The organism is Caenimonas sp. SL110, assembly GCF_001044395.1.
In the GTDB taxonomy this organism is placed as follows: domain Bacteria; phylum Pseudomonadota; class Gammaproteobacteria; order Burkholderiales; family Burkholderiaceae_C; genus Ramlibacter.
In genome coordinates this window covers 12,799-31,912 of the sequence record NZ_JANU01000059.1, presented here as the reverse complement: position 1 = coordinate 31,912, position 19,114 = coordinate 12,799, and the positions used below count along the sequence as shown (strand labels likewise).

The window sequence follows — 19,114 nt, the reverse complement described above, 5'->3', positions numbered from 1 at the left end:
TGCCCACCTTGCCTGAATCGCCCGCCGCAGCTGCCCCCACTTCACGCCTGAACAAGCGCATGGCCGAGCTGGGCATGTGCTCGCGCCGGGAGGCCGATGACTGGATCGCCAGGGGCTGGGTTCGCGTCAACGGCGAGATTGCCGTGATGGGGCTGCAGGTCACGCCCGATGCACGCATCGAAGTGGACCGCAAGGCGCATGGCCAGCAGCAGCAACAGGTCACCATCCTTTTGAACAAGCCGATGGGCTATGTGAGCGGGCAGGCCGAAGATGGGCACGAGCCCGCGGTGGTGCTGGTGCAGGACCGCAACCACTGGCGCGGCGATGGATCGAAAAACCGGTTCGCGCATTCACAGCTCAGGGGCCTCGCACCGGCCGGGCGGCTGGACATCGACTCGATCGGGCTGCTGGTGCTGACGCAGGACGGCCGCGTCGCGCGGCAGCTCATCGGCGAAGACAGCGAAGTCGAAAAGGAATACCTGGTGCGCGTGAGCTATGGCGACGTCACGCTTGACGTGCAGGCCGCCTTCCCGCGTGCACAAATGGCGCGGCTGCGCAACGGCCTGAGCCTGGACGGACAGCCCCTCAAGCCCGCGCAGGTCGATTGGCAAAACCCGGAGCAGTTGCGCTTCGTGCTGAGGGAAGGCAAGAAGCGGCAGATCCGCCGCATGTGCGAACAGGTGGGCCTGAAGGTGGTGGGCCTCAAGCGCGTGCGCATCGGTCGCGTGCTGCTGGGACAGTTGCCGGTGGGACAGTGGCGCTACCTGGCGCCTGATGAACGTTTCTGAGGGACAAGCCATGAAGAACGCATTGAAGACACTCGCCATCGGCGCCATCGCCGTATTCACCTTGGGTATTCACGGCACGAACGCGCAGGCGCAAGGCACGGTCAATGCGATCTGCAGCACCGACCAGTCGTGGTGCGAACTCGCAGCGCAGGACTTCACGCGCGCCACCGGCATCCGGGTGCTGCAGACGCGCAAGGCCACGGGCGAGGCGCTGGCGCAATTGCGCGCCGAGCAGGCCAATCCCAAGACCGACATCTGGTGGGGCGGCACGGGCGATCCGTACTACCAGGCCGCAGAAATGGGCCTGCTCGATGCCTACCGGCCCGACTACCTGAACGACCTGCACGGATGGGCGGTGCGGCAGTACGCGATGAGCCAGAACCATGTGGGCGGGTTCTATACGAGTGCGATCGGTTTCGGCTGGAACGAGGAAGTGCTCAAAAAGAAGAAGCTGCCTGCGCCCAAATGCTGGAAGGACCTCATTGATCCGCGCTACAAGGGCGAGATCGAAACCTCGCATCCGGGCTCCAGCGGCACGGGCTACACCATCCTCGCAGGCCTGGTGCAGATGTGGGGCGAGGAGCAGGCGTTCGACTACCTGAAGAAGCTGCACAGGAACGTCACGCAATACACCCGCAGCGGCACGGCGCAGGCGCGCACGGTGGCCAAGGGCGAGGTGGGCATTGGCGTGAGTTTTATCTTCGGCTTCGACAACGAACGCGTCACCAACAAGTTTCCGGTGGGATCGGCCGCGCCGTGCGAAGGCACGGGTTACGAGATTGGCGGCATCGCGCTCATCAAGGGTTCGCGCAACCGGGATGCCGCGCGCAAATACTATGACTGGCTCATGGGCAAGGAAGGCCAGCAGGTCGGCGCGCGCGCCAACAGCCTGCAGGTGCCAGCCAACAAGACCTTCAAGCCCGATCCGCGCATCCCGAAAATCGATGATGTGCGGCTGGTCAAGTACGACTTTGAAAAATACGGGCGGGCATCAGAACGTCGCCGGCTGGTGGACAGATGGGTGAAGGAAGTCGAGTCGCTGCCCAAGTGACCTCAATGGGCTGCTGCCGCTTCGCGGTGGATGCCGGATCAAGTCCGGCATGACAACAGGAGAAGAGGCTGTCATTGCGGACTTGATCCGCAATCCACCGCGAAGCGGCTACGGCGTGCGATCAGGCACAACGCTAATTCGCCGCTAAATATCCGGGCCTACAGTGCGGACATTCCCTCTGGAAGGACACCCCATGCATAGCTGCCCCGCGACCCGAATCCTGATGGCCCTGCTGCTCACCGCAGTGGTCGCCGGCGCCGTCATGCTCGCGGGCGTCGCCGCCTGGGGCGTAGCCCTCTCGCCGCTGCTGGCGATCGCCGCACTGGCCGCCTCGGGCCTGGTGGTCGAAGGGGCCTACTGGCTTCGCGACGAAGTGCGCGCCATGCGCTGGAATGCAGGCGGGCGCCTGCGGTAGGACAATCCACCCATGCGAGTTCTCCTGGTTGAAGACGACGAGATGATTGGCCACAGCCTGAAACAGGCGCTGGCGGCCAACGGCTTTTCGGTCGACTGGGTCAAGGAGGGCCTGCTCGCCCAAAGCGCCATGGCTGACGGCGGCTACGCATGCGTGCTGCTCGACCTGGGCCTGCCCAAGCGAGACGGCATCGAGGTGCTGCGCAAGGCGCGCACGGCAGGCGACCACACGCCGGTGCTGGTGCTCACCGCGCGAGATGGCATCGACGACCGCATCACCGGGCTGGACATCGGCGCCGACGATTACCTGGTCAAGCCCTACGACTTTCGTGAGTTGCTCGCGCGCATGCGTGCCGTGATTCGCAGGCGCGATGGCGCAGCCCACTCCGTGATCGGCGGCAATGATGTGCAGCTGGACCTGACCACGCGCGAGGTGCTGGTGCAAGGTGAGCGTTCGCAACTTTCGGCGCGTGAGTTCGCGCTGCTCCATGCCTTGCTGGAACGACCCGGCGCTATCCTGTCTCGCGACCAGCTCGAAAGCCGCATCTACGGCTGGGGCGAAGAAGTCAGCAGCAATGCGGTCGATGTACTCATTCACGGCATGCGACGCAAGCTGGGTGCGGACACGATCCGCAACGTGCGCGGCCTGGGCTGGCGCATCGCGCCCGAGCGCGCGGCTTCGGTCAATACCGCGCCCGGCGGTCCAGAGGCGCACTGACATGCACTTCTTTCCCAAGGGCCCGATGTGTTCGCTGCGGCGCGCGATGATGCTGTGGCTCATTCCGCTGTTCCTGCTGGTGGGCGGCGTGTCGGCCGCGTTCTCGTACTGGACCTACAGCCGCATGGTTGGCGGTTTCATGGACGACCAGATGGCGCAGCTGGGCAACTCGATCGCGGCTCAGGAAGAAAACGTCGTGCCCGCTGCTGCCACACCCGATCGCATCCACCGCATGGGCGGCTATGTCATCCAGGTCTACGAGGCCGATGGTCGCCAGCGCATGAATTCGTGGCCGCAACTCACGGCCGGCCTGCAGCCTGCACCTGGATTCCATGATGTGCAGACAGCCGATTCGACCTGGCGGGTTTACACAACGGCCGCCGAAGGCGCCGGTGGCAGGCGGGTCCAGGTGTTCCAGAGCGGCATCTTTCGCAAGCATGTGGCGTTCGAACGTGCCGGCGCCGCTATCGCGCCTGTGCTCATTCTCTTGCCGCTGGCCATTCTGATGCTGTGGGGCATGGCCCGCATGATGTCCCGAGCGGTGGAAGACATCGGAAAGCAAGCCGCGCAGCAAGACGAAAACACGATCTCGGAGCTGCCCCTTAATCGTGTGCCCGAAGAAATCCAGCCGCTTGTGATTTCGTTCAACAGCCTGCTGACTCGCCTGAGAACAGCGTTTGCGACGCAGCGCCGGTTTGTGCAGGACGCCGCGCACGAATTGCGCACGCCGATCACGGCCGTTGCCTTGCAACTTGAGAATGTGCGGCGCGACTTGCCGTCGGGCGCCTGCGCGCAAAGCTTCTCGCAGCTCGAAGCCGGCGTGAGCCGCGCGCAGCGGCTGGTGGACCAGTTGCTCAAGCTGTCACGCCAGGAAGCGCCTGTGGTGGACAACCAGGGAACGGTCGATCTGCACGCGCAGTTGCACGAGAGCATCAACGCGCTCATCACGCTGGCTGACCAGCGAAACATCGACCTGGGGCTGGTCTGTCCGCACGAAGGTCCTGCAACGCTCAAGTGCTCGCCGGGCGACCTGCGCAGCGTGCTCGACAACCTGATCGAAAACGCGCTTCGCTACACCCCTGAAGGCGGCGTTGTTGATGTTCGGCTGGTGCAGGGTGGTGCCAGGCCAGCGGTTGAAGTCATCGACTCCGGTCCCGGCATTCCGCCGGATCTGCTTTCACGCGTGTTCGACAGGTTCTTCCGGGTGCCCGGCAGCCAGGTCCGTGGCAGCGGGTTGGGCCTGGCGATTGCGCAGGCTGCGGCGCAGCGCTGCGGCCTGCGCATCACCTTGCGCAACCGCGATGACCGCAGCGGCCTGATTGCGCGCGTCGAAGCGGCCTGAAGCTGTCGCCTGTGGGGTTGCATTTCGTTTGATCCAGGGGGAGTCGCCGCTTCGCGGTGGATGCCGGGTCAAGCCCGGCATGACAGGGATACTGGTTGTCATTGCGGGCTTGACCCGCAATCCACCGCGAAGCGGCCCGAAACATGAATATTCATGCATTGCGATTCCGCCCCCGACTCCATGCTAATTCAAGGCTAACGAAACACTAAGGATCACCTAACGAGCGAAAACTACAGTGAGATCACGGTTGATGCTTAGCAACGAATCAAGAAACAAAGCGGCAACCGAAACGTGTTCTCCCAGTTTTGTTCACTCACTTAAAAGGTCCATCATGAACTCCAAAGCAATCATCGCCATCGCCGCACTCGCCGCCATCGCATCGGGCGTTGCCCGCGCCGACGAAGCCGACGCTTCGCAATACGGCCACAAGTTCGAATCGAGCCGCGTACGCGCCGAAGTGCAAGCTGAAGCAGCAACGGTCGCTCGCACCCGCAGCACCGAGCCAGCCGGCTCGCGCGTTGCAGCGCAAGTCAAGTCCACCGTCCAGCCCAGCGTGATCCGCGCTGAAGCTGCGCAAGCGCTGCGCCTGGGCAAGATCGGCTACGGCGAAGTCGGCGGCGTCTGAGCCCCTTCTCCTCCCACAACAAAAAAGCGCCCTCGGGCGCTTTTTTGTTGTGGAAAAAGGTCAGCCGCTACAGCGGCGGCTCAATCGCAAAGGTGATGGTGAGTTCGCTGGCGTCAGCCGGCACGACGGCAGCCCGCAGCTGGCCTGGCGTATCAGCAGCCGCGATCGAGGCCGTGCCCGTCAGGGGTTCGCTGAAACCCGGCAACGCCTCCAGTGACAGCTGCAGGGTCAGGGTCTGCGACGCCCCATTGGCGCGGGGACTGGCAAGGGACTCCAGGGCAAACGCGTCGAACGCAATCAGGTTGATGTCCATCCGGCTAATGTAACAAGCAGTCTTCGCACCGCAAGCGCGGCGGTGCGCAGGCGGCCGCCGAAATCGCAAGGCGTCGAGTTTGTCACGACATATCCTTGAAAATGCGTCAGGCGGCCTTAAATGCCGCCTCGCACGTTTATCTCATGGGCCGCCGGCCCGCTCGAATGCCATGACCCAAAAACAGACTCTTTCGTTTCAAGCCGAAGTGGCGCAATTGCTCCACCTCGTCACCCATTCGCTCTACTCCAACAAGGAGATCTTTCTTCGCGAGCTGATCTCCAACGCATCGGACGCCTGCGACAAGCTCAGGTTCGAGGCGCTGAACAACAACGCACTGTACGAAGACCAGCCGGGCCTGGAAGTCCGGGTGAGCTTTGACAAGGACGCGAAGACACTCACCATCGCCGACAACGGCATCGGCCTGTCGCAGCAGGAAGCCATCGACAACCTGGGCACCATCGCCAAGAGCGGCACCAAGGAATTCATGGGCCGCCTTTCGGGCGACCAGAAGGCCGATGCGCAACTGATCGGCCAGTTTGGCGTGGGTTTTTATTCGGGCTTCATCGTCGCCGACAAGATTGCTGTCGAGTCGCGCCGCGCGGGCGTCCCGGCCGAAGAGGGCGTGCGCTGGGTCAGTGGCGGCGCTGGCGATTTCGAGGTCGAGACCATCACGCGCGAGCAACGCGGCACCAGCGTCACCCTGCACCTGCGTGACGATGCGCTCGACTACCTGTCGACCTGGAAGCTCAAGTCCATCATCTCCAAGTATTCCGACCACATCTCGCTGCCCATCCTCATGCGCAAGGAAGAGTGGAAAGAGGGCGAAGACAACAAGGGCGGCGAGATGGTGACCACCGACGAGTGGGAAACCGTCAACCAGGCCAGCGCCTTGTGGAGCCGCAGCAAGAAGGACATCACGCCCGAGCAGTACGCCGAGTTCTACAAGCAGATCAGCCACGACCAGCAGGCACCGCTTGCATGGGCGCACAACCGCGTTGAAGGCTCGACCGAATACATCCAGCTGCTCTATGTTCCGGCGCACGCGCCGTTCGATCTGTGGAATCGCGACAAGGCCGCTGGCGTCAAGCTGTACGTCAAGCGCGTGTTCATCATGGACGAGGCCGAAGCGCTGCTGCCGACCTACCTGCGCTTCGTCAAGGGCGTCATCGATTCGTCCGACCTGCCGCTCAACGTCAGCCGCGAGCTGCTGCAGGAAAGCCGCGACGTGAAGGCGATCCGCGACGGCTCGACCAAGCGCGTGCTGGGCATGCTCGAAGACATGGCCAAGGCCGAGACGGCAGAAGATGCGAGCGAAGAAGACAAGGGCAAGTACGCGAAGTTCTATGCCGAGTTCGGCGCGGTGCTCAAGGAAGGCCTGGGCGAAGATTTCGCCAACCACGAGCGCCTGGCGAAGCTGCTGCGCTTTGCTTCGACGACGGCGGATACACCGACGGTCTCATTCGCCGACTACAAGTCGCGCATGAAGGAGGGCCAGGAAGCGATCTACTACATCACCGGCGAAACGCTCGCTGCCGCAAAGAACAGCCCGCAGCTGGAAGTGTTCCGCAAGAAGGGCATCGAAGTGCTGCTGATGGCCGACCGCGTCGATGAGTGGGCGCTGTCTCACCTCAATGAATTCGACGGCACGCCGCTGCAATCGGTCGCGAAGGGGGCGGTCGATCTCGGCTCCCTGCAGGACGAAGCCGAGAAGAAGGCCGCCGAGGAAGCCGCGGAAGTCTTCAAGCCGGTGCTCGACAAGCTGAAAGAAGCGCTCAAGGACAAGGCGCAGGATGTGCGCGTCACCTCGCGCCTGGTCGATTCACCGGCGTGCCTGGTGGCGAGTGACGGCGGCATGAGCACGCAGCTGGCCCGCATGCTCAAGCAGGCTGGGCAGAAGGTGCCCGACATCCTGCCGGTGCTGGAAGTCAACGCCGATCACGCGCTGGTGAAGAAGCTCGAAAGCTCCGAGCACTTCGACGACCTTGCGCACATCCTGTTCGACCAGGCGCTGCTGGCCGAAGGCGGATTGCCCGCCGATCCGGCTGCGTATGTGAAGCGGGTGAACGCGCTGCTGGTTTAGTTCTGGCTTCCACGGCCGCTTCCGCTGCGCGGTGGATGCCGGGTCAAGCCCGGCATGACATCCAGAGTGAGGCTGTCATTGCGGACTCGATCCGCAATCCATGACTTGGGCGGTGGCTTACTCGACCTTGCCCATCTTCTTGACCACGTCCGCCATGCGGCGGACGTCGGCCTGCACATACTTCTCGAAGTCGGGCGTGTCCTGGTAGAGCACCGGGCTGCCGGCGTTCAGGATCACTTCCTTGACCTTCGCGTCGTTGGCCGCAGCGCGTGCCGCCGCGCGCAAACGCTGCGCGATGGGCTCTGGCGTTGCAGCGGGAATGAACAGGCCCGACCACTGGGCGTACTCGGCGTTGTAGCCCGCTTCTTTCAGGGTGGGCACATCGGGCAGTGCATCGAGCCGCGCCGCGCCCCAATGGCCGAGCACGCGCAGCTTGCCGGCCTTGACGTGCTGCAGCACGGTGGCGGGGCCTGACGACACCGCTTCGATCTGGCCGCCCAGCAGTGCCACGACGGCAGGGCCTGCGCCGGTGAACGGCACATGCGTCAACTTGACGCCTGCGTTCTGCGCCAGGATTTCCATGGGCACGTGCATCGTTCCGTAGTTGCCCGACGAGCCGTAGTTGATCGCGCCAGGGCGCTTCTTCGCGTCTTCGACGAAGTCTTTCACCGTCTTCCAGGGCGCATCGGCGCGCACGGCCAGCACGGTGGGGTCGGCGGTGAATCGCGCGATGGGTCGCACGGCGTTGAACGCATACATGGGCGAGCGGCCCAGGATGGCGTCGGCTTCGGGCAGCACGCTGTACGAGGACAGCGCCATGAGCACGGTGTAGCCGTCAGCGGGTGCCTTGGCTGCGACCCCCATGCCGATGCCGCCACCCGCGCCACCCTTGTTCTCGATGACCACGGGCTGGCCCAGTTCGCGTGACATGGCTTCGGCGACCGGCCGTGCGACGAGGTCGGCAAGCCCGCCCGGCGGGAAGGGCACGATCATCGTGATCGGTTTGCTGGGGAATGCGGCTTGTGCAAAAACCGGCGAGGCAATCGTGACGCAGGCGGTGGCAAGCAAGGCGGAAAAGATGGTGTGACGGCGTTGCATGATGAGTGGGCTGGTTAAAAGTGTTTTGACGCGCGGCGTCAGTTCATTTGACGCGTTGCATCAAAGGGGTGCTCGTTAGCATGCTAAATTTGCAGCCCCATCGCGAGAGAGTTTTCCCCATGAGGATTGCAGCCTTCACCCATCAGGGCCAACCCGGCGCCGGCATCGTTTCGGCTGACGGGCTTTCCATCCAGCCGGTTGAGCTGGCAGCGCATGAGAAGCCGCTTGGCGCGCAGTCGCTGATCGAGCGTTTGTCGCGCGGTGACGCGCTGCCGCCCTTGTCTGCGGCGATCGCTATCGATCAGGTCACGCTCACGGCGCCGCTGCCCAGGCCGCGCCGCAACATCTTTTGCGTAGGAAAAAATTACTACGCGCATGCCCGCGAGTTCGCCGGCAGCGGCTTCGACTCCAGCGCCAAGTCGGGTGGAGATGTTCCTGCTCATCCGATCATCTTCACCAAGGTGCCCGAGTGCGTGGTTGGCCCGACCGATGACATCGTCATCCCCAAAGGCGTCTCGGAGGCGATCGACTATGAGGTCGAACTGGCCGTCGTCATCGGCAAGGGTGGCAAGGGCATCACCGCCGCCCGCGCGATGGATCACGTCTGGGGCTACACCATCGTCAACGATGTGACAGCGCGCGACTGGCAGGCGCGCCACCAGCAGTGGGACATGGGCAAGTCGTTCGATACGTTCTGTCCGATGGGGCCGTGGCTGGTCAGCAAGGACGAATGCGACGGCAACAAGGTGCAGGTGCGCTGCTGGGTCAACGGCGAGATCCGCCAGGACGCGAACACGGCAGACCTCATCTTCAACATCCCTTTCCTCATTGAGACCTTGTCGGCAGGCATCACGCTCTACCCTGGCGACGTGATCGCCACCGGTACGCCGGTGGGTGTGGGCATCGGGTTCAAGCCGCCGAAGTACCTGGTGGCCGGCGACGTGGTGAAGATGGAAATCGAAGGCATAGGCGTCATCGAAAACCGCCTGGTCTAGCGGCCTGCACGACTGGCCCGGCCAGCACGACGGGCGCGCCGGATGTGGCACTAGGCGCGCAGCCCACTGTCGGGCAGAATCCGGTTTCCATGGTCAGGTGCTCATCCGTTTTCGCGGTGTCCCTGCTGGCGATCGTGCTCGCGGGCTGTGGGGGTGCGGACGGTCCCGAGGCAAGCGGCAGTGCCACCCTGCCATTGGCGAACAAGCCCAGCCCGCGCGTCGGTCCCACGCCACCTGAGCGCGCCGCGCCCGACGCAAGCTTGCCGCGCGCGCGACGCGGCGGACCGCTGGCACAGGGCGACGGTGGCTTTTCCGTCGACACCACCAGCCGCGAACAGGTGCGGCTCTTCTACAAGACGATTCACGCTTCATCCAACGGCGTGCCCTCCGGCTGGTCCGGCAATACCGAGGCGTGCGCGCAGGGTGACACCAGCGCGCAGCACAAGGCAGCCGTGCTGCGCCGGCTCAACTGGTACCGCGCCATGGCCGGTGTGCCTGCCACCATCACCTTCGATCCGGCACTCAACGCGAAGGCGCAGGAGGCGGCGCTCTGGATGGCTGCCAACAAGACGATCAGCCACACGCCGCCTTCAGGCACGCCTTGCTACAGCGCGACGGTGGCCGAAGCCGCCGGCAAGTCCAACCTGGCCGTCGGCACCCTGGGCGTCGCAAGCGTCAAGGCCTACATCGAGGACGCGGGTGATTTCAACACCGTTGTGGGGCATCGCCGCTGGCTGCTCTATCCGCAGACGCAGATCATGGGCCTGGGCGACGTGGAGCAAGGCTGGAACTACAACGCGATGTGGGTGCAGGACGGAAACATGTTTGCCGCGCGCCCTGCAACGCGCGACGGCTTCGTCGCATGGCCGCCCAAGGGTTACGTGCCCTACACCGAAGTGTTTCCGCGCTGGTCGGTGTCCTATCCTGGTGCCGATTTTTCGGCGGCGGTCGTCACCATGCTGGAGAACGGCGTGCCGATGGCCACGGTGAAGGAAACCGTCGCCAACGGCTACGGCGAAAACACGCTGGTCTGGCGACCGCTTGCCTTTGCCGACGGCGCGCAGTGGTCCAGGCCTGCTGGCGACACGACCTACACGATCACGATTGCCAATGTCACCGGCCTGGGCGTTCCACCGGTGATCAGCTACACCACCACCGTGTTCGATCCCGATCAGGCCGGTGCCGGCGACGGGCCGATCACGCTGTCGGGCGCTGGTACCGCTTACGTCGGGGAGCCTTCGGCGATCAGCTTCCCTGCGATAGCTGGCGCGACGGCTTATGAGTGGCGCGTGATGACCAGTTCACCGTTCTTGCTCAATGACGGCGCCGAATCGGGCTCGGGCAACTTCACCCTCACCACCAGCCCCGGCTATGACCCCGTGGCGAACGACGTTGGCGCAGGCGGTGCGAACTCTTTCCACCTCGCGCACGCGCAGCCTGCTGACCAGGTGATGCTGCTCAACCAGCAGCTCGTGGCAGGCCCCGGCGCGTCGCTGCAATTCGACAGCAGGCTCGGCGCTTCAGCGTCGGGGCAGCGTGCGCTGGTGGAAGTTTCCACCGACGACGGCGCGTCATGGACTGTTGTGTACGACCAGGTGGGCTCGCAGGGCGGCGGCGGTTCCGGTGAGGAAAGCTTCACTGCGAAGAGCCTCTCGCTGGCCGCTTACGCCGACCGTGTGCTGAAAGTGCGGTTCCGTTACGCATTCACCGGCGGTTTGTATTTTCCGCAGTCGAGCACCGGCGTGGGCTGGTACATCGACAACGTGCGTGGCACGCAGCTGAGTACCGTCGCGCCCGTTGCAGTTGCGACGACCGCAGCGGCAAGCTTCGCGTACACACCGTCAGTTGCCGGCACCGTGATGTTGCAGGCACGCCCAGGCATGAATGGGTACTTCGCCGAGTGGGGCATGGTCAAGACCATCACGGCGACAACCAACCCGATGAACTGTTTTTTCAACTGGGTCGAGGCGCAGTATCCGCAGCTCGGAGCGCCAGCGGGGGCAGGCAGGGTCGACCCGTACTATTACCGCTATTACCCAGTCAACGGCGGCATCTATGTCGTCCACTATTCCGTCGACGATCACGTGTACTACTCGGACGTCGGTGGTGTGCACGAGATCGGCACGCGTGCGCAGGCGCTGGCGTTCTCGGGCTGTCCTGCCTAGGTTTCAGACCACCAGCGGCTCTTCGGCCATTGCCTCGATCTGTTCTTCGAGCATCTGTACCTGGCCCTGCCAGTAGTCGCTCGTGCCGAACCACGGAAAGTTGATCGGAAAAATCGGGTCATCCCAGCGACGCGCAAGCCACGCGCTGTAGTGAATGAGGCGCAATGTGCGAAGCGGCTCTATCAGTGCAAGCTCTTCGCGATCGAATTCGCGGAACATCTCGTAGCCGTCCACCAGCGGGCCCAGCTGCTTTTGCCGCTGGGCGCGATCGCCCGATAGCAGCATCCAGAAATCCTGCACGGCCGGGCCCATGCGGGCATCGTCCAGGTCGACAAAATGCGGACCCTGGGTTGGCGTCCACAAGATATTGCCGGGGTGGCAATCGCCGTGCAGGCGCAGCCGCCTCATGCCTTTTGCGTTGGCATCACCCAGCGGGGTGCCCGCAATCATGCGTAGGGCCTCGTCGCATTTTTTCTCCCAGGCCGACTGCACGTCTAGCGGGATCATGTGGTGCGCGGGCAGCCACTCGCGCGGCTCGCGTCCGAACACTTCGATGTCGAGCGCAGGCCGATGCTTGAACGGCATCTTGGCGCCGACGACGTGAATGCGCGCGAGGAAACGTCCGATCCATTCGAGCACTTCTGCATCATCGAGTTCAGGCGCGCGACCGCCGCGCCGGGGACTCACGCTGAACGAGAAGTCGCTGAAGTGATGCAGCGTCTTGCCTTCGAGCACGAGGGGGCCTACTGCCGGAATCTCTGCTTGCATCAACTCGGCAGCAAACGAATGCTCTTCGAGGATCTGCGCTTCGCTCCAGCGCCCCGGCCTGTAGAACTTGGCGACGACGTCGTCCATGCCCTCGTATGGATCGGCAAGGCGCACCTGGTACACGCGGTTCTCGTAGGAGCTGAGCGACATGAGCCGCCCGTCACCCATCAGGCCGACGCTGGCCAGTGCATCGAGCACGACGTCGGGTGTGAGCACCTCGTAGGGATGTGAAGACATCCCCCGATTGTGGGCGATAGCGCGCAGTCGCCGCTGCGCGGTGGATGCCGGATCAAGTCCGGCATGGCGGCCCGTGTGCCTACAGCGAAAGAATGTGCCCCTCGCGTGGATCACCCTTGCCTGCCAGCACCGCTGCATACGCCTGTTGCACTGCCGCAGCGCCAGAGTGGGTCTGCACCTGCAGCCACGGCGATGCGCCCGATGTGGCCTTGTCGCTGAATGCGTGCCAGGCCTGCACCAGCCGCTTGCCCAGCTCAGCCGGTCCCCATTCACCCTGGCGCTTCTTGACTTGCGCAGGCGCAAAAAAGAGCGTGGCTCGAGGCCCCGGCAAGTCCTTCGCGCCGCCGAGCTTGTCCACATGCGTGCCGCCAATCGAGCAGCTGTGTTTCAGGTTCGCAAATCGCGAATGGATCTTCATGCGCAACGCGGCGTTGCCTGCGAAGTCGGTGTACACGCAGGCCGTGTCCGCCGGAACCTGGTCGAGCTCATCGTAGGTGAGGACGCGCGAGTAGCAGCCCAGGCTTTCGCAGAATGCGCGATTCGATGGCGACGTCAGGCCAACCACTTCGATGCCTTGCCTCTGCTTCAACATGAACGCCGTTCCATACGCCGTCTTGCTCGATGCGCTCGACAGCAGCACCGTGTTCGCGCCAAAGAAGTCGTTGTCCGCGAGAAAGTCGTCAATGAGCCAGGAGGTGATGAACAGGGGGCGCAGCAGCGACTGGGTGTCCTCGGTGCCCGCCTTGTGAAATGGATCGGTGTTGCTTCGCAGGTACTGGTTGTAGAGCGAGTGCAGCTCGGCGCGGTGCGGCGCTGCGTCGTAAAAACCGTTTTCCGTCACGCGAGCAGGCTGCAGCACGGCCATGTTCGACATCGGCCAGTAGCCGTAGAGTTTTTCACCGACGGCAATGCCCGGGTGCAGCGATTGCACGACGGTGCCGAAGCCCCACACCGGAATGATTCCCCAACCTGCCTCGCCGGTCGGAAAGAACCGCCAGTAGTTCATCGCGTCACCGAAAGCGGCGTAGGTGATGTTGTTGGCGGTGAGTGCAAACGAATCGACATGCACGCGGACCTGGCCCTCGGACAAGGGTGTGTCGTCCCGCGAGTCGATGCGGGTGTTGGCTAGCGCGTTGTGCTGAACGAGGAGGGTGGTGGTCGTCATGGCCGCAACCGTAACGCAAACGGCCCGCCTGTTCAACACAGGCGGGCCGCGTGGGTGACAGCGGGTTGTCTGTCATGCCGGACTCGATCCGGCATCCATGCATTCAGGCGCAGTCGCCGCTGCGCGGTGGATCCCGGGTCAAGCCCGGGATGACAACCGGATCAGACCAGCGCGATCGTCACGTCGATGTTGCCGCGCGTGGCGTTCGAGTAAGGGCACACCTGGTGCGCGGCATCGATCAGCGACTGCGCAGCGGCGCGGTCCATGCCTGGCAGGCTGATGTTCAGGCGCGCTGCAATGCCGTAGGCGTTAGGGATAGGGCCCAGGTCGACTTCAGCGTCGATGGCCGTGTCCGCCGGCAGCGTGACTTTCATCTTGCCTGCCACGGCCTTCATCGCGCCCAGGAAACAGGCCGAATACCCGGCGGCGAACAGCTGCTCGGGGTTGGTGCCGTTGCACGGCTGGCCGGGAGGCGAGAGCTTGATGTCCAGGCGACCGTCGTCGGTGCGCGACTGGCCGTCGCGTCCGCCCGTGGTGTGGGCCTTGCCGGTGTAGAGGACTTTTTCGAGCGTGGTCATGGTGTTTCCTTTAGGTTTTTCAGTGGGGTGGAAGGTACGTGGTGTGGGAGTTCAGGCGCTGAGCCTGTCCCGCAAATCCCGGACCTGGCGCGTGAGCTGCACCAGTTCGGAAATGGAGCACCGGGATGCATCGAGGATGCAGCCGGGAATCTTCTGGGCGCGGGTGCGCAGCTTGCGGCCCGCAGCAGTGAGGGTGATGTGAACGCGGCGCTCGTCCTGCACATCGCGGATGCGGGCGATGAGGCCGGCTGACTCCAGGCGCTTGAGCAGTGGTGTCAACGTGCCCGAGTCGAGCGACAGGCGCTGGCCGAGTTCGGACACCATCAGGCCGTCGTCTTCCCACAGCACGAGCATGGCCAGGTACTGCGGATAGGTCAGCCCCAACTCATCAAGCAGGGGCTTGTAGAGTTTGGTCATGGCCAGCGATGCGGAGTACAGCGCAAAGCACAGCTGGTTGTCGAGCAGCAAGGCCTGGTTGCTGTCAAAACGGGGATCTGGTTTGCGTGGCATGGGCGTGATTGTAGCGTCCAATTAAATTGTGTGCAATATAATTAGCGGAAAGTGAGTGGAGATCGGCATTTGCCGGGCAGGTGAATGCGCAGTGCGTCAAAATCGGGTCCATGACGGCAAACCCATCCTCCCCCATCCCTGCACGCCTGGCCCGGTTGCGTGCAGCCATGAAGCAAGCCCAGGTGCAGGCCCTGTACGTTCCCTCATCGGACCCGCATGTCTCCGAGTACCTGCCCACACGCTGGCGAGGCCGCGAATGGTTCAGCGGCTTCACCGGGTCGATGGGCACGCTGGTGGTGGGTGACAAGCGCGCCGCGCTCTTTGCCGACAGCCGCTACTGGTCGCAAGCCGAACGGGAGCTGGCTGGCACCGGCGTTGACCTCGTCAAGATCGGCACCGGGGCACTCAAACCCGTGATCGACTGGATCGTTGCCGAGTTGTCACCGGGCGAGGTTCTTGGCTTCGATGCACAGGTCGTGAGCCTGATGGCGGCGCAGCAGATTCGCAGCGCCTTGAGCGCAGCGAATCTCCAGGTCAAGAGCGATGCCGATGTGCTGGACTCCGCGTGGGATGACAGGCCGGGCCTGCCCGACGCGGCGATCTATGAACACGTCGCACCCGAGGCCGCAGTCACTCGCGCATCCAAGCTGGCGCATGTGCGGGGCGCCATGAAGCAGGCGGGTGCGAGCCACCACTTCATCTCATCGCTGGACGACGTGGCCTGGCTGCTGAACCTGCGCGGAGCCGACGTCAGTTTCAATCCGGTGTTCGTCGCGCATGTGCTCATCGATGCGCAGACGGCCACGCTCTTTCTCGCTGAAGGCAAATGCAGCGATGCGCTCCAGCAAATCCTCGCCGGCGACGGCGTGCACATCGCACCGTATGCGCAGGCAGCAACGGCGCTCGCCGCCTTGCCGGGCGATGCCGTCCTGCTGGTGGACCCGCGACGCATCACCTCGGGATTGCGCGAGGCCGTAGCGGCGCAGGTGCGCGTCATCGAAGCGGTTAACCCCAGCACGTTTGCCAAGAGCCGAAAAACCGATGCCGAGGCGCAGTTCGTGCGCCGCGCGATGGAAGAAGACGGCGCAGCAATGTGCGAGTTCTATGCGCGCTTCGAGGCTGCGATGGCGCGTGGCGAGCGCTTGTCTGAATTGACCGTGGATGAGTGGATCACGCAGGCGCGCAGCAAGCGCAGCGGTTTCGTCGGGCGTTCGTTCAGCACCATTGCCGGATTCAACGGCAACGGCGCGATGCCGCACTACCGCGCCGAGCCCGATTCGTATGCGTGGCTCGACGGAAACGGGCTGCTGCTGATCGACTCCGGCGCACAGTACCTGGGCGGCACCACCGACATCACCCGCGTCTGGCCCATCGGCGAAATCACCGCAGCGCACAGGCGCGACTACACGCTCGTGCTCAAGGGAATGATCGGTCTTTCGGTCGCAGCTTTCCCGCGCGGCACGCCCGGCCCGATGCTGGATGCGCTGGCGCGGCTGCCGCTGTGGCAGGCGGGCCTGGACTTCGGTCACGGCACGGGTCACGGCGTCGGCTACTTCATGAATGTGCATGAAGGCCCGCAGACGATTTCAAAGGCGGTGGTCGAGCCGCACATGGCGATGGAACCGGGGATGATCACGTCGAACGAGCCCGGTCTCTACCGTCCGGGTCAGTGGGGCATCCGCATCGAGAACCTGGTGCTCAATGTGCCATTCGTGACACCCGAGCAGGAGCAGTTCGGCGACATGCTGAAGTTCGAAACGCTCACGCTGTGCCCGATTGACACGCATTGCATCGACCTGTCCCTGATGCGGGGCGATGAGCTGGCATGGCTCAACGACTATCACGCCACGGTTCGCGCACGGCTCTCACCGCTGCTCGAAGGCGATGCGCTGGCGTGGCTGACCCGCCGAACTCAGCCGCTGACTCGCGGCTGAGCGGGGATTGGTTGCGAGCCCGTCGTTGCCCGGTATAGCGCACGCACCAGATCGGTCTGCGTGATGATCCCGACCAGACGGCGGTCATGGTCGATGATGGGAATGTGATGGTGTCCGTCATCGGAGAACAGCGGCACCAGCTCTGCAACGGGCCGGTCATGGCTGGCCACGCGCACCGATCGCGTCATGATCTGGCCCACGGTCTCTGGCTTGTCCGTGTGCGTGACGCCGTCGCGCCGGATCATCGAAAGCAGCCGCTCACCAACGCCTTCAGGGCGGCTCATCCCCGCGTGCTCCAGGAAGTCGGCCACAGTCACGATGCCGACGACGCGACGCGACCGGTCGATCACGGGTAGCGCCTTGATCCGGCGCGCGCGCATCAGGGACCAGGCTTCATCGAGCGTCATGCCGAACTGCGCAGTCACAGGCTGGCGCGACATGATGTCCGAGCAGATGAGCTGGCCGAAGTTGCGTTGATACGCTGCCGCTTCGGCGTGATGCAGCAGTTGCTGCAGATCGTCGCGGCTCACATCCAGCACCTGGTTGTAGTGCGCCAGCGCTGCGTCGAGGTCAGCGTTGCTGAAACGCGCGCCCTGGGCAGCCGGCGTTGGCGCGGGAGTCGCCTGGCTGTGCGGGTAACGGCGACCCGTGAGCGAGTTGTAGAGCACGCCCATCATGACCAGCAAGATGGAATCGACCAGCATCGGAAAGACCGCAAAGCTGAAACCCGCACCCGAGAGCGCCACCAGCAGCGCGCTTGCGCCGCCCGGGGGATGCAGGCACCGCAACCCGAACATCACCGCAATGGCAAGGGCCACTGCGCAGGCACCAGCCCATGCAGGATCGGCAATGGCCATCGCGCAGGCAGAACCCACCAAGGCCGACAGCACATTGCCGCCCACCACCGGCCAGGGCTGGGCCAGGGGACTGGCAGGCACTGCGAAGACCAGCACCGCGCTTGCGCCCAGGGGCGCTGCCAGCCAGAGCATGTCGCCATGCGAGGAGGCCCACCAACGGGCGAGCAGTGCAGTGACGACGATACCCAGCCCGGCCCCGACGATCGCGCGCAGTCGCTCGCGAGAGCCGACCCGTGTGCGGCCGGGTCGAAACTTCAGGACAAATTCACCGACCTTGGACAGCATCGATTTCCTTGAGTGGACCGGCGATCTTACTGTTGCGCTCCTGGGTTCGCGCGCCTGTTGCACAACCGTTGCGCCCTGCGACAAGAAGCACCGCAAATATCCTACAAACCCAGACACCGGGCGGCCCGACGATTTCACCTTTACCAATCCAAGGAGCAAGACACATGGCGACCACCCGAACTGAAAAAGATGCGTGCGACCTGCTCGACGCAGACCACAAGAACGTCAAGAAAATGTTCAAGGCCTATGACGAGCTTGCGGGCTCCAAGGCCCGCGGCGCTGCACAAAAGCGGCTCGACCTCGCCCGCGAGATCTGCCGCGAACTCACCGTTCACGCGCAAGTCGAAGAAGAGATCTTCTATCCGGCGCTGCGTGCGGCGCTCAAGGAAACCGACATGCTCGCCGAGGCCGAAGTGGAGCACGCGGGCGCCAAGGACCTGATCGCGCAGATCGAGGCGATGCCCGAGGCCGATGAGATGTTCGACGCCAAGGTGAAGGTGTTGGGTGAATACATCGACCATCACGTCAAGGAAGAGCGAAACGAAATCTTCCCCAAGGCCAGGTCGGCGCGGCGCGTGGACCTTGTTGCCATGCGGGACGAGCTTGCCGCACGAAAGGAAGAGCTGATGGCCGAGGCCGGCGCACTCGCCTGAAAAGGCCCGGAGCCTGCCGCCACCGGTAGGCTCGCGTCGTGCCCGGTTATTGGGCCGCGGGTAGGATTGGGTTCATGCAAGCCCCTCAATCCAACCCCGCCCTCCTGTCGCCCTTCCACGTTGCCTTTCCGGTGCACGACCTGGCTCTTGCCCGCGAGTTCTACGGCACGACGCTGGGTTGCCCCGAGGGCCGTTCCAGCCCCGAGTGGATCGACTTCAATTTCTACGGCCACCAGATCGTCGCGCACCTGGCGCCGCAGGAAGTTTCTCCTGCCGCGCTCAATGCGGTTGACGGCAAGAACGTGCCGGTGCGACACATGGGCATCGTCCTGCCGATGGCGCAATGGGAAGACATGGCGGCACGCCTGAAGGCGCAGGGCATTCGCTTTGTGATCGAGCCCTACACGCGCTTCAAGGGCGAGCCGGGCGAGCAGGCCACGATGTTTTTCCTGGACCCGTCAGGCAACGCGATTGAGGTCAAGGCATTTGCGGATATCTCGATGCTGTTTGCGAAGTAGGACGCGTCCGAATAGCGCAG

19 protein-coding genes are annotated in these 19,114 nt (G+C 63.9%); 12 read left to right on the top strand and 7 right to left on the bottom strand.

All coding sequences use genetic code 11. The annotated features are described in order from the left end of the window. Positions 1-8 precede the first annotated feature (8 nt). The 6 genes from AQ12_RS19940 (at position 9) to AQ12_RS19915 (ending at position 4,938) form a co-directional block, all read left to right on the top strand. On the top strand, positions 9-788 hold the full coding sequence (locus AQ12_RS19940) for a pseudouridine synthase (protein WP_048441722.1): 780 nt from the start codon (positions 9-11) through the stop codon (positions 786-788). A 10-nt stretch (positions 789-798) separates the two neighbouring features. Then, the gene (locus tag AQ12_RS19935; protein WP_048441721.1) at positions 799-1,839 is read left to right on the top strand and encodes an ABC transporter substrate-binding protein; all 1,041 of its coding nucleotides are present in this window, start codon (positions 799-801) and stop codon (positions 1,837-1,839) included. A 193-nt stretch (positions 1,840-2,032) separates the two neighbouring features. Next, a complete protein-coding gene (locus AQ12_RS19930) occupies positions 2,033-2,254 on the top strand; it encodes a hypothetical protein (RefSeq protein ID WP_152682877.1) in 222 nt (73 codons plus the stop codon). 12 nt (positions 2,255-2,266) lie between these two features. Next, a complete protein-coding gene (locus AQ12_RS19925) occupies positions 2,267-2,971 on the top strand; it encodes a response regulator transcription factor (RefSeq protein ID WP_048441719.1) in 705 nt (234 codons plus the stop codon). 1 nt (position 2,972) lies between these two features. Then, on the top strand, positions 2,973-4,313 hold the full coding sequence (locus AQ12_RS19920; RefSeq protein WP_048441718.1) for an ATP-binding protein: 1,341 nt from the start codon (positions 2,973-2,975) through the stop codon (positions 4,311-4,313). Between the two features lie 331 nt (positions 4,314-4,644). Then, on the top strand, positions 4,645-4,938 hold the full coding sequence (locus tag AQ12_RS19915; RefSeq protein ID WP_152682876.1) for a DUF4148 domain-containing protein: 294 nt from the start codon (positions 4,645-4,647) through the stop codon (positions 4,936-4,938). Positions 4,939-5,005: 67 nt separating this feature from the next. Here the strand turns inward: AQ12_RS19915 and AQ12_RS19910 are convergent, their stop codons facing one another. Next, complete coding sequence (locus AQ12_RS19910) at positions 5,006-5,251, bottom strand: hypothetical protein (protein ID WP_048441717.1); 246 nt, start codon at positions 5,249-5,251, stop codon at positions 5,006-5,008. A 169-nt stretch (positions 5,252-5,420) separates the two neighbouring features. Between AQ12_RS19910 and htpG the strand changes: the two genes are divergently transcribed. Continuing rightward, the gene (gene htpG, locus AQ12_RS19905) at positions 5,421-7,331 is read left to right on the top strand and encodes a molecular chaperone HtpG (RefSeq protein ID WP_048441716.1); all 1,911 of its coding nucleotides are present in this window, start codon (positions 5,421-5,423) and stop codon (positions 7,329-7,331) included. A gap of 117 nt (positions 7,332-7,448) precedes the next feature. Here the strand turns inward: htpG and AQ12_RS19900 are convergent, their stop codons facing one another. Next, a complete protein-coding gene (locus AQ12_RS19900; RefSeq protein WP_048441715.1) occupies positions 7,449-8,429 on the bottom strand; it encodes a tripartite tricarboxylate transporter substrate binding protein in 981 nt (326 codons plus the stop codon). A 119-nt stretch (positions 8,430-8,548) separates the two neighbouring features. On the opposite strand from AQ12_RS19900, the gene AQ12_RS19895 reads away from it, so the two are divergent. After that, a complete protein-coding gene (locus AQ12_RS19895) occupies positions 8,549-9,424 on the top strand; it encodes a fumarylacetoacetate hydrolase family protein (protein ID WP_048441714.1) in 876 nt (291 codons plus the stop codon). Positions 9,425-9,513: 89 nt separating this feature from the next. Beyond that, complete coding sequence (locus AQ12_RS22285; RefSeq protein ID WP_082151700.1) at positions 9,514-11,589, top strand: CAP domain-containing protein; 2,076 nt, start codon at positions 9,514-9,516, stop codon at positions 11,587-11,589. Between the two features lie 3 nt (positions 11,590-11,592). Here the strand turns inward: AQ12_RS22285 and AQ12_RS19885 are convergent, their stop codons facing one another. The 4 genes from AQ12_RS19885 to AQ12_RS19870 all read right to left on the bottom strand — a co-directional run bounded on the left by AQ12_RS19885 (position 11,593) and on the right by AQ12_RS19870 (position 14,847). Beyond that, complete coding sequence (locus AQ12_RS19885) at positions 11,593-12,594, bottom strand: serine/threonine protein kinase (RefSeq protein WP_048441713.1); 1,002 nt, start codon at positions 12,592-12,594, stop codon at positions 11,593-11,595. Positions 12,595-12,673: 79 nt separating this feature from the next. Continuing rightward, entirely contained in the window at positions 12,674-13,759 is a 1,086-nt protein-coding gene (locus AQ12_RS19880) for a DUF2855 family protein (protein WP_048441712.1), read from the bottom strand. 161 nt (positions 13,760-13,920) lie between these two features. Beyond that, positions 13,921-14,337 (bottom strand): organic hydroperoxide resistance protein, encoded by a 417-nt coding sequence (locus AQ12_RS19875; RefSeq protein WP_048441711.1) that lies wholly within the window; start codon positions 14,335-14,337, stop codon positions 13,921-13,923. A 51-nt stretch (positions 14,338-14,388) separates the two neighbouring features. Then, on the bottom strand, positions 14,389-14,847 hold the full coding sequence (locus AQ12_RS19870; protein ID WP_048441710.1) for a MarR family winged helix-turn-helix transcriptional regulator: 459 nt from the start codon (positions 14,845-14,847) through the stop codon (positions 14,389-14,391). 110 nt (positions 14,848-14,957) lie between these two features. Between AQ12_RS19870 and AQ12_RS19865 the strand changes: the two genes are divergently transcribed. After that, positions 14,958-16,781 (top strand): aminopeptidase P family protein, encoded by a 1,824-nt coding sequence (locus tag AQ12_RS19865; RefSeq protein WP_048441709.1) that lies wholly within the window; start codon positions 14,958-14,960, stop codon positions 16,779-16,781. Here AQ12_RS19865 and AQ12_RS19860 read toward each other — a convergent pair. Next, the gene (locus tag AQ12_RS19860) at positions 16,760-17,923 is read right to left on the bottom strand and encodes an HPP family protein (protein ID WP_048441708.1); all 1,164 of its coding nucleotides are present in this window, start codon (positions 17,921-17,923) and stop codon (positions 16,760-16,762) included. The genes AQ12_RS19865 and AQ12_RS19860 overlap by 22 nt on opposite strands. 164 nt (positions 17,924-18,087) lie before the next feature. Between AQ12_RS19860 and AQ12_RS19855 the strand changes: the two genes are divergently transcribed. Continuing rightward, entirely contained in the window at positions 18,088-18,576 is a 489-nt protein-coding gene (locus AQ12_RS19855; RefSeq protein ID WP_048441707.1) for a hemerythrin domain-containing protein, read from the top strand. 74 nt (positions 18,577-18,650) lie between these two features. Beyond that, a complete protein-coding gene (locus AQ12_RS19850) occupies positions 18,651-19,094 on the top strand; it encodes a VOC family protein (RefSeq protein WP_048441706.1) in 444 nt (147 codons plus the stop codon). Positions 19,095-19,114: the final 20 nt, after the last annotated feature.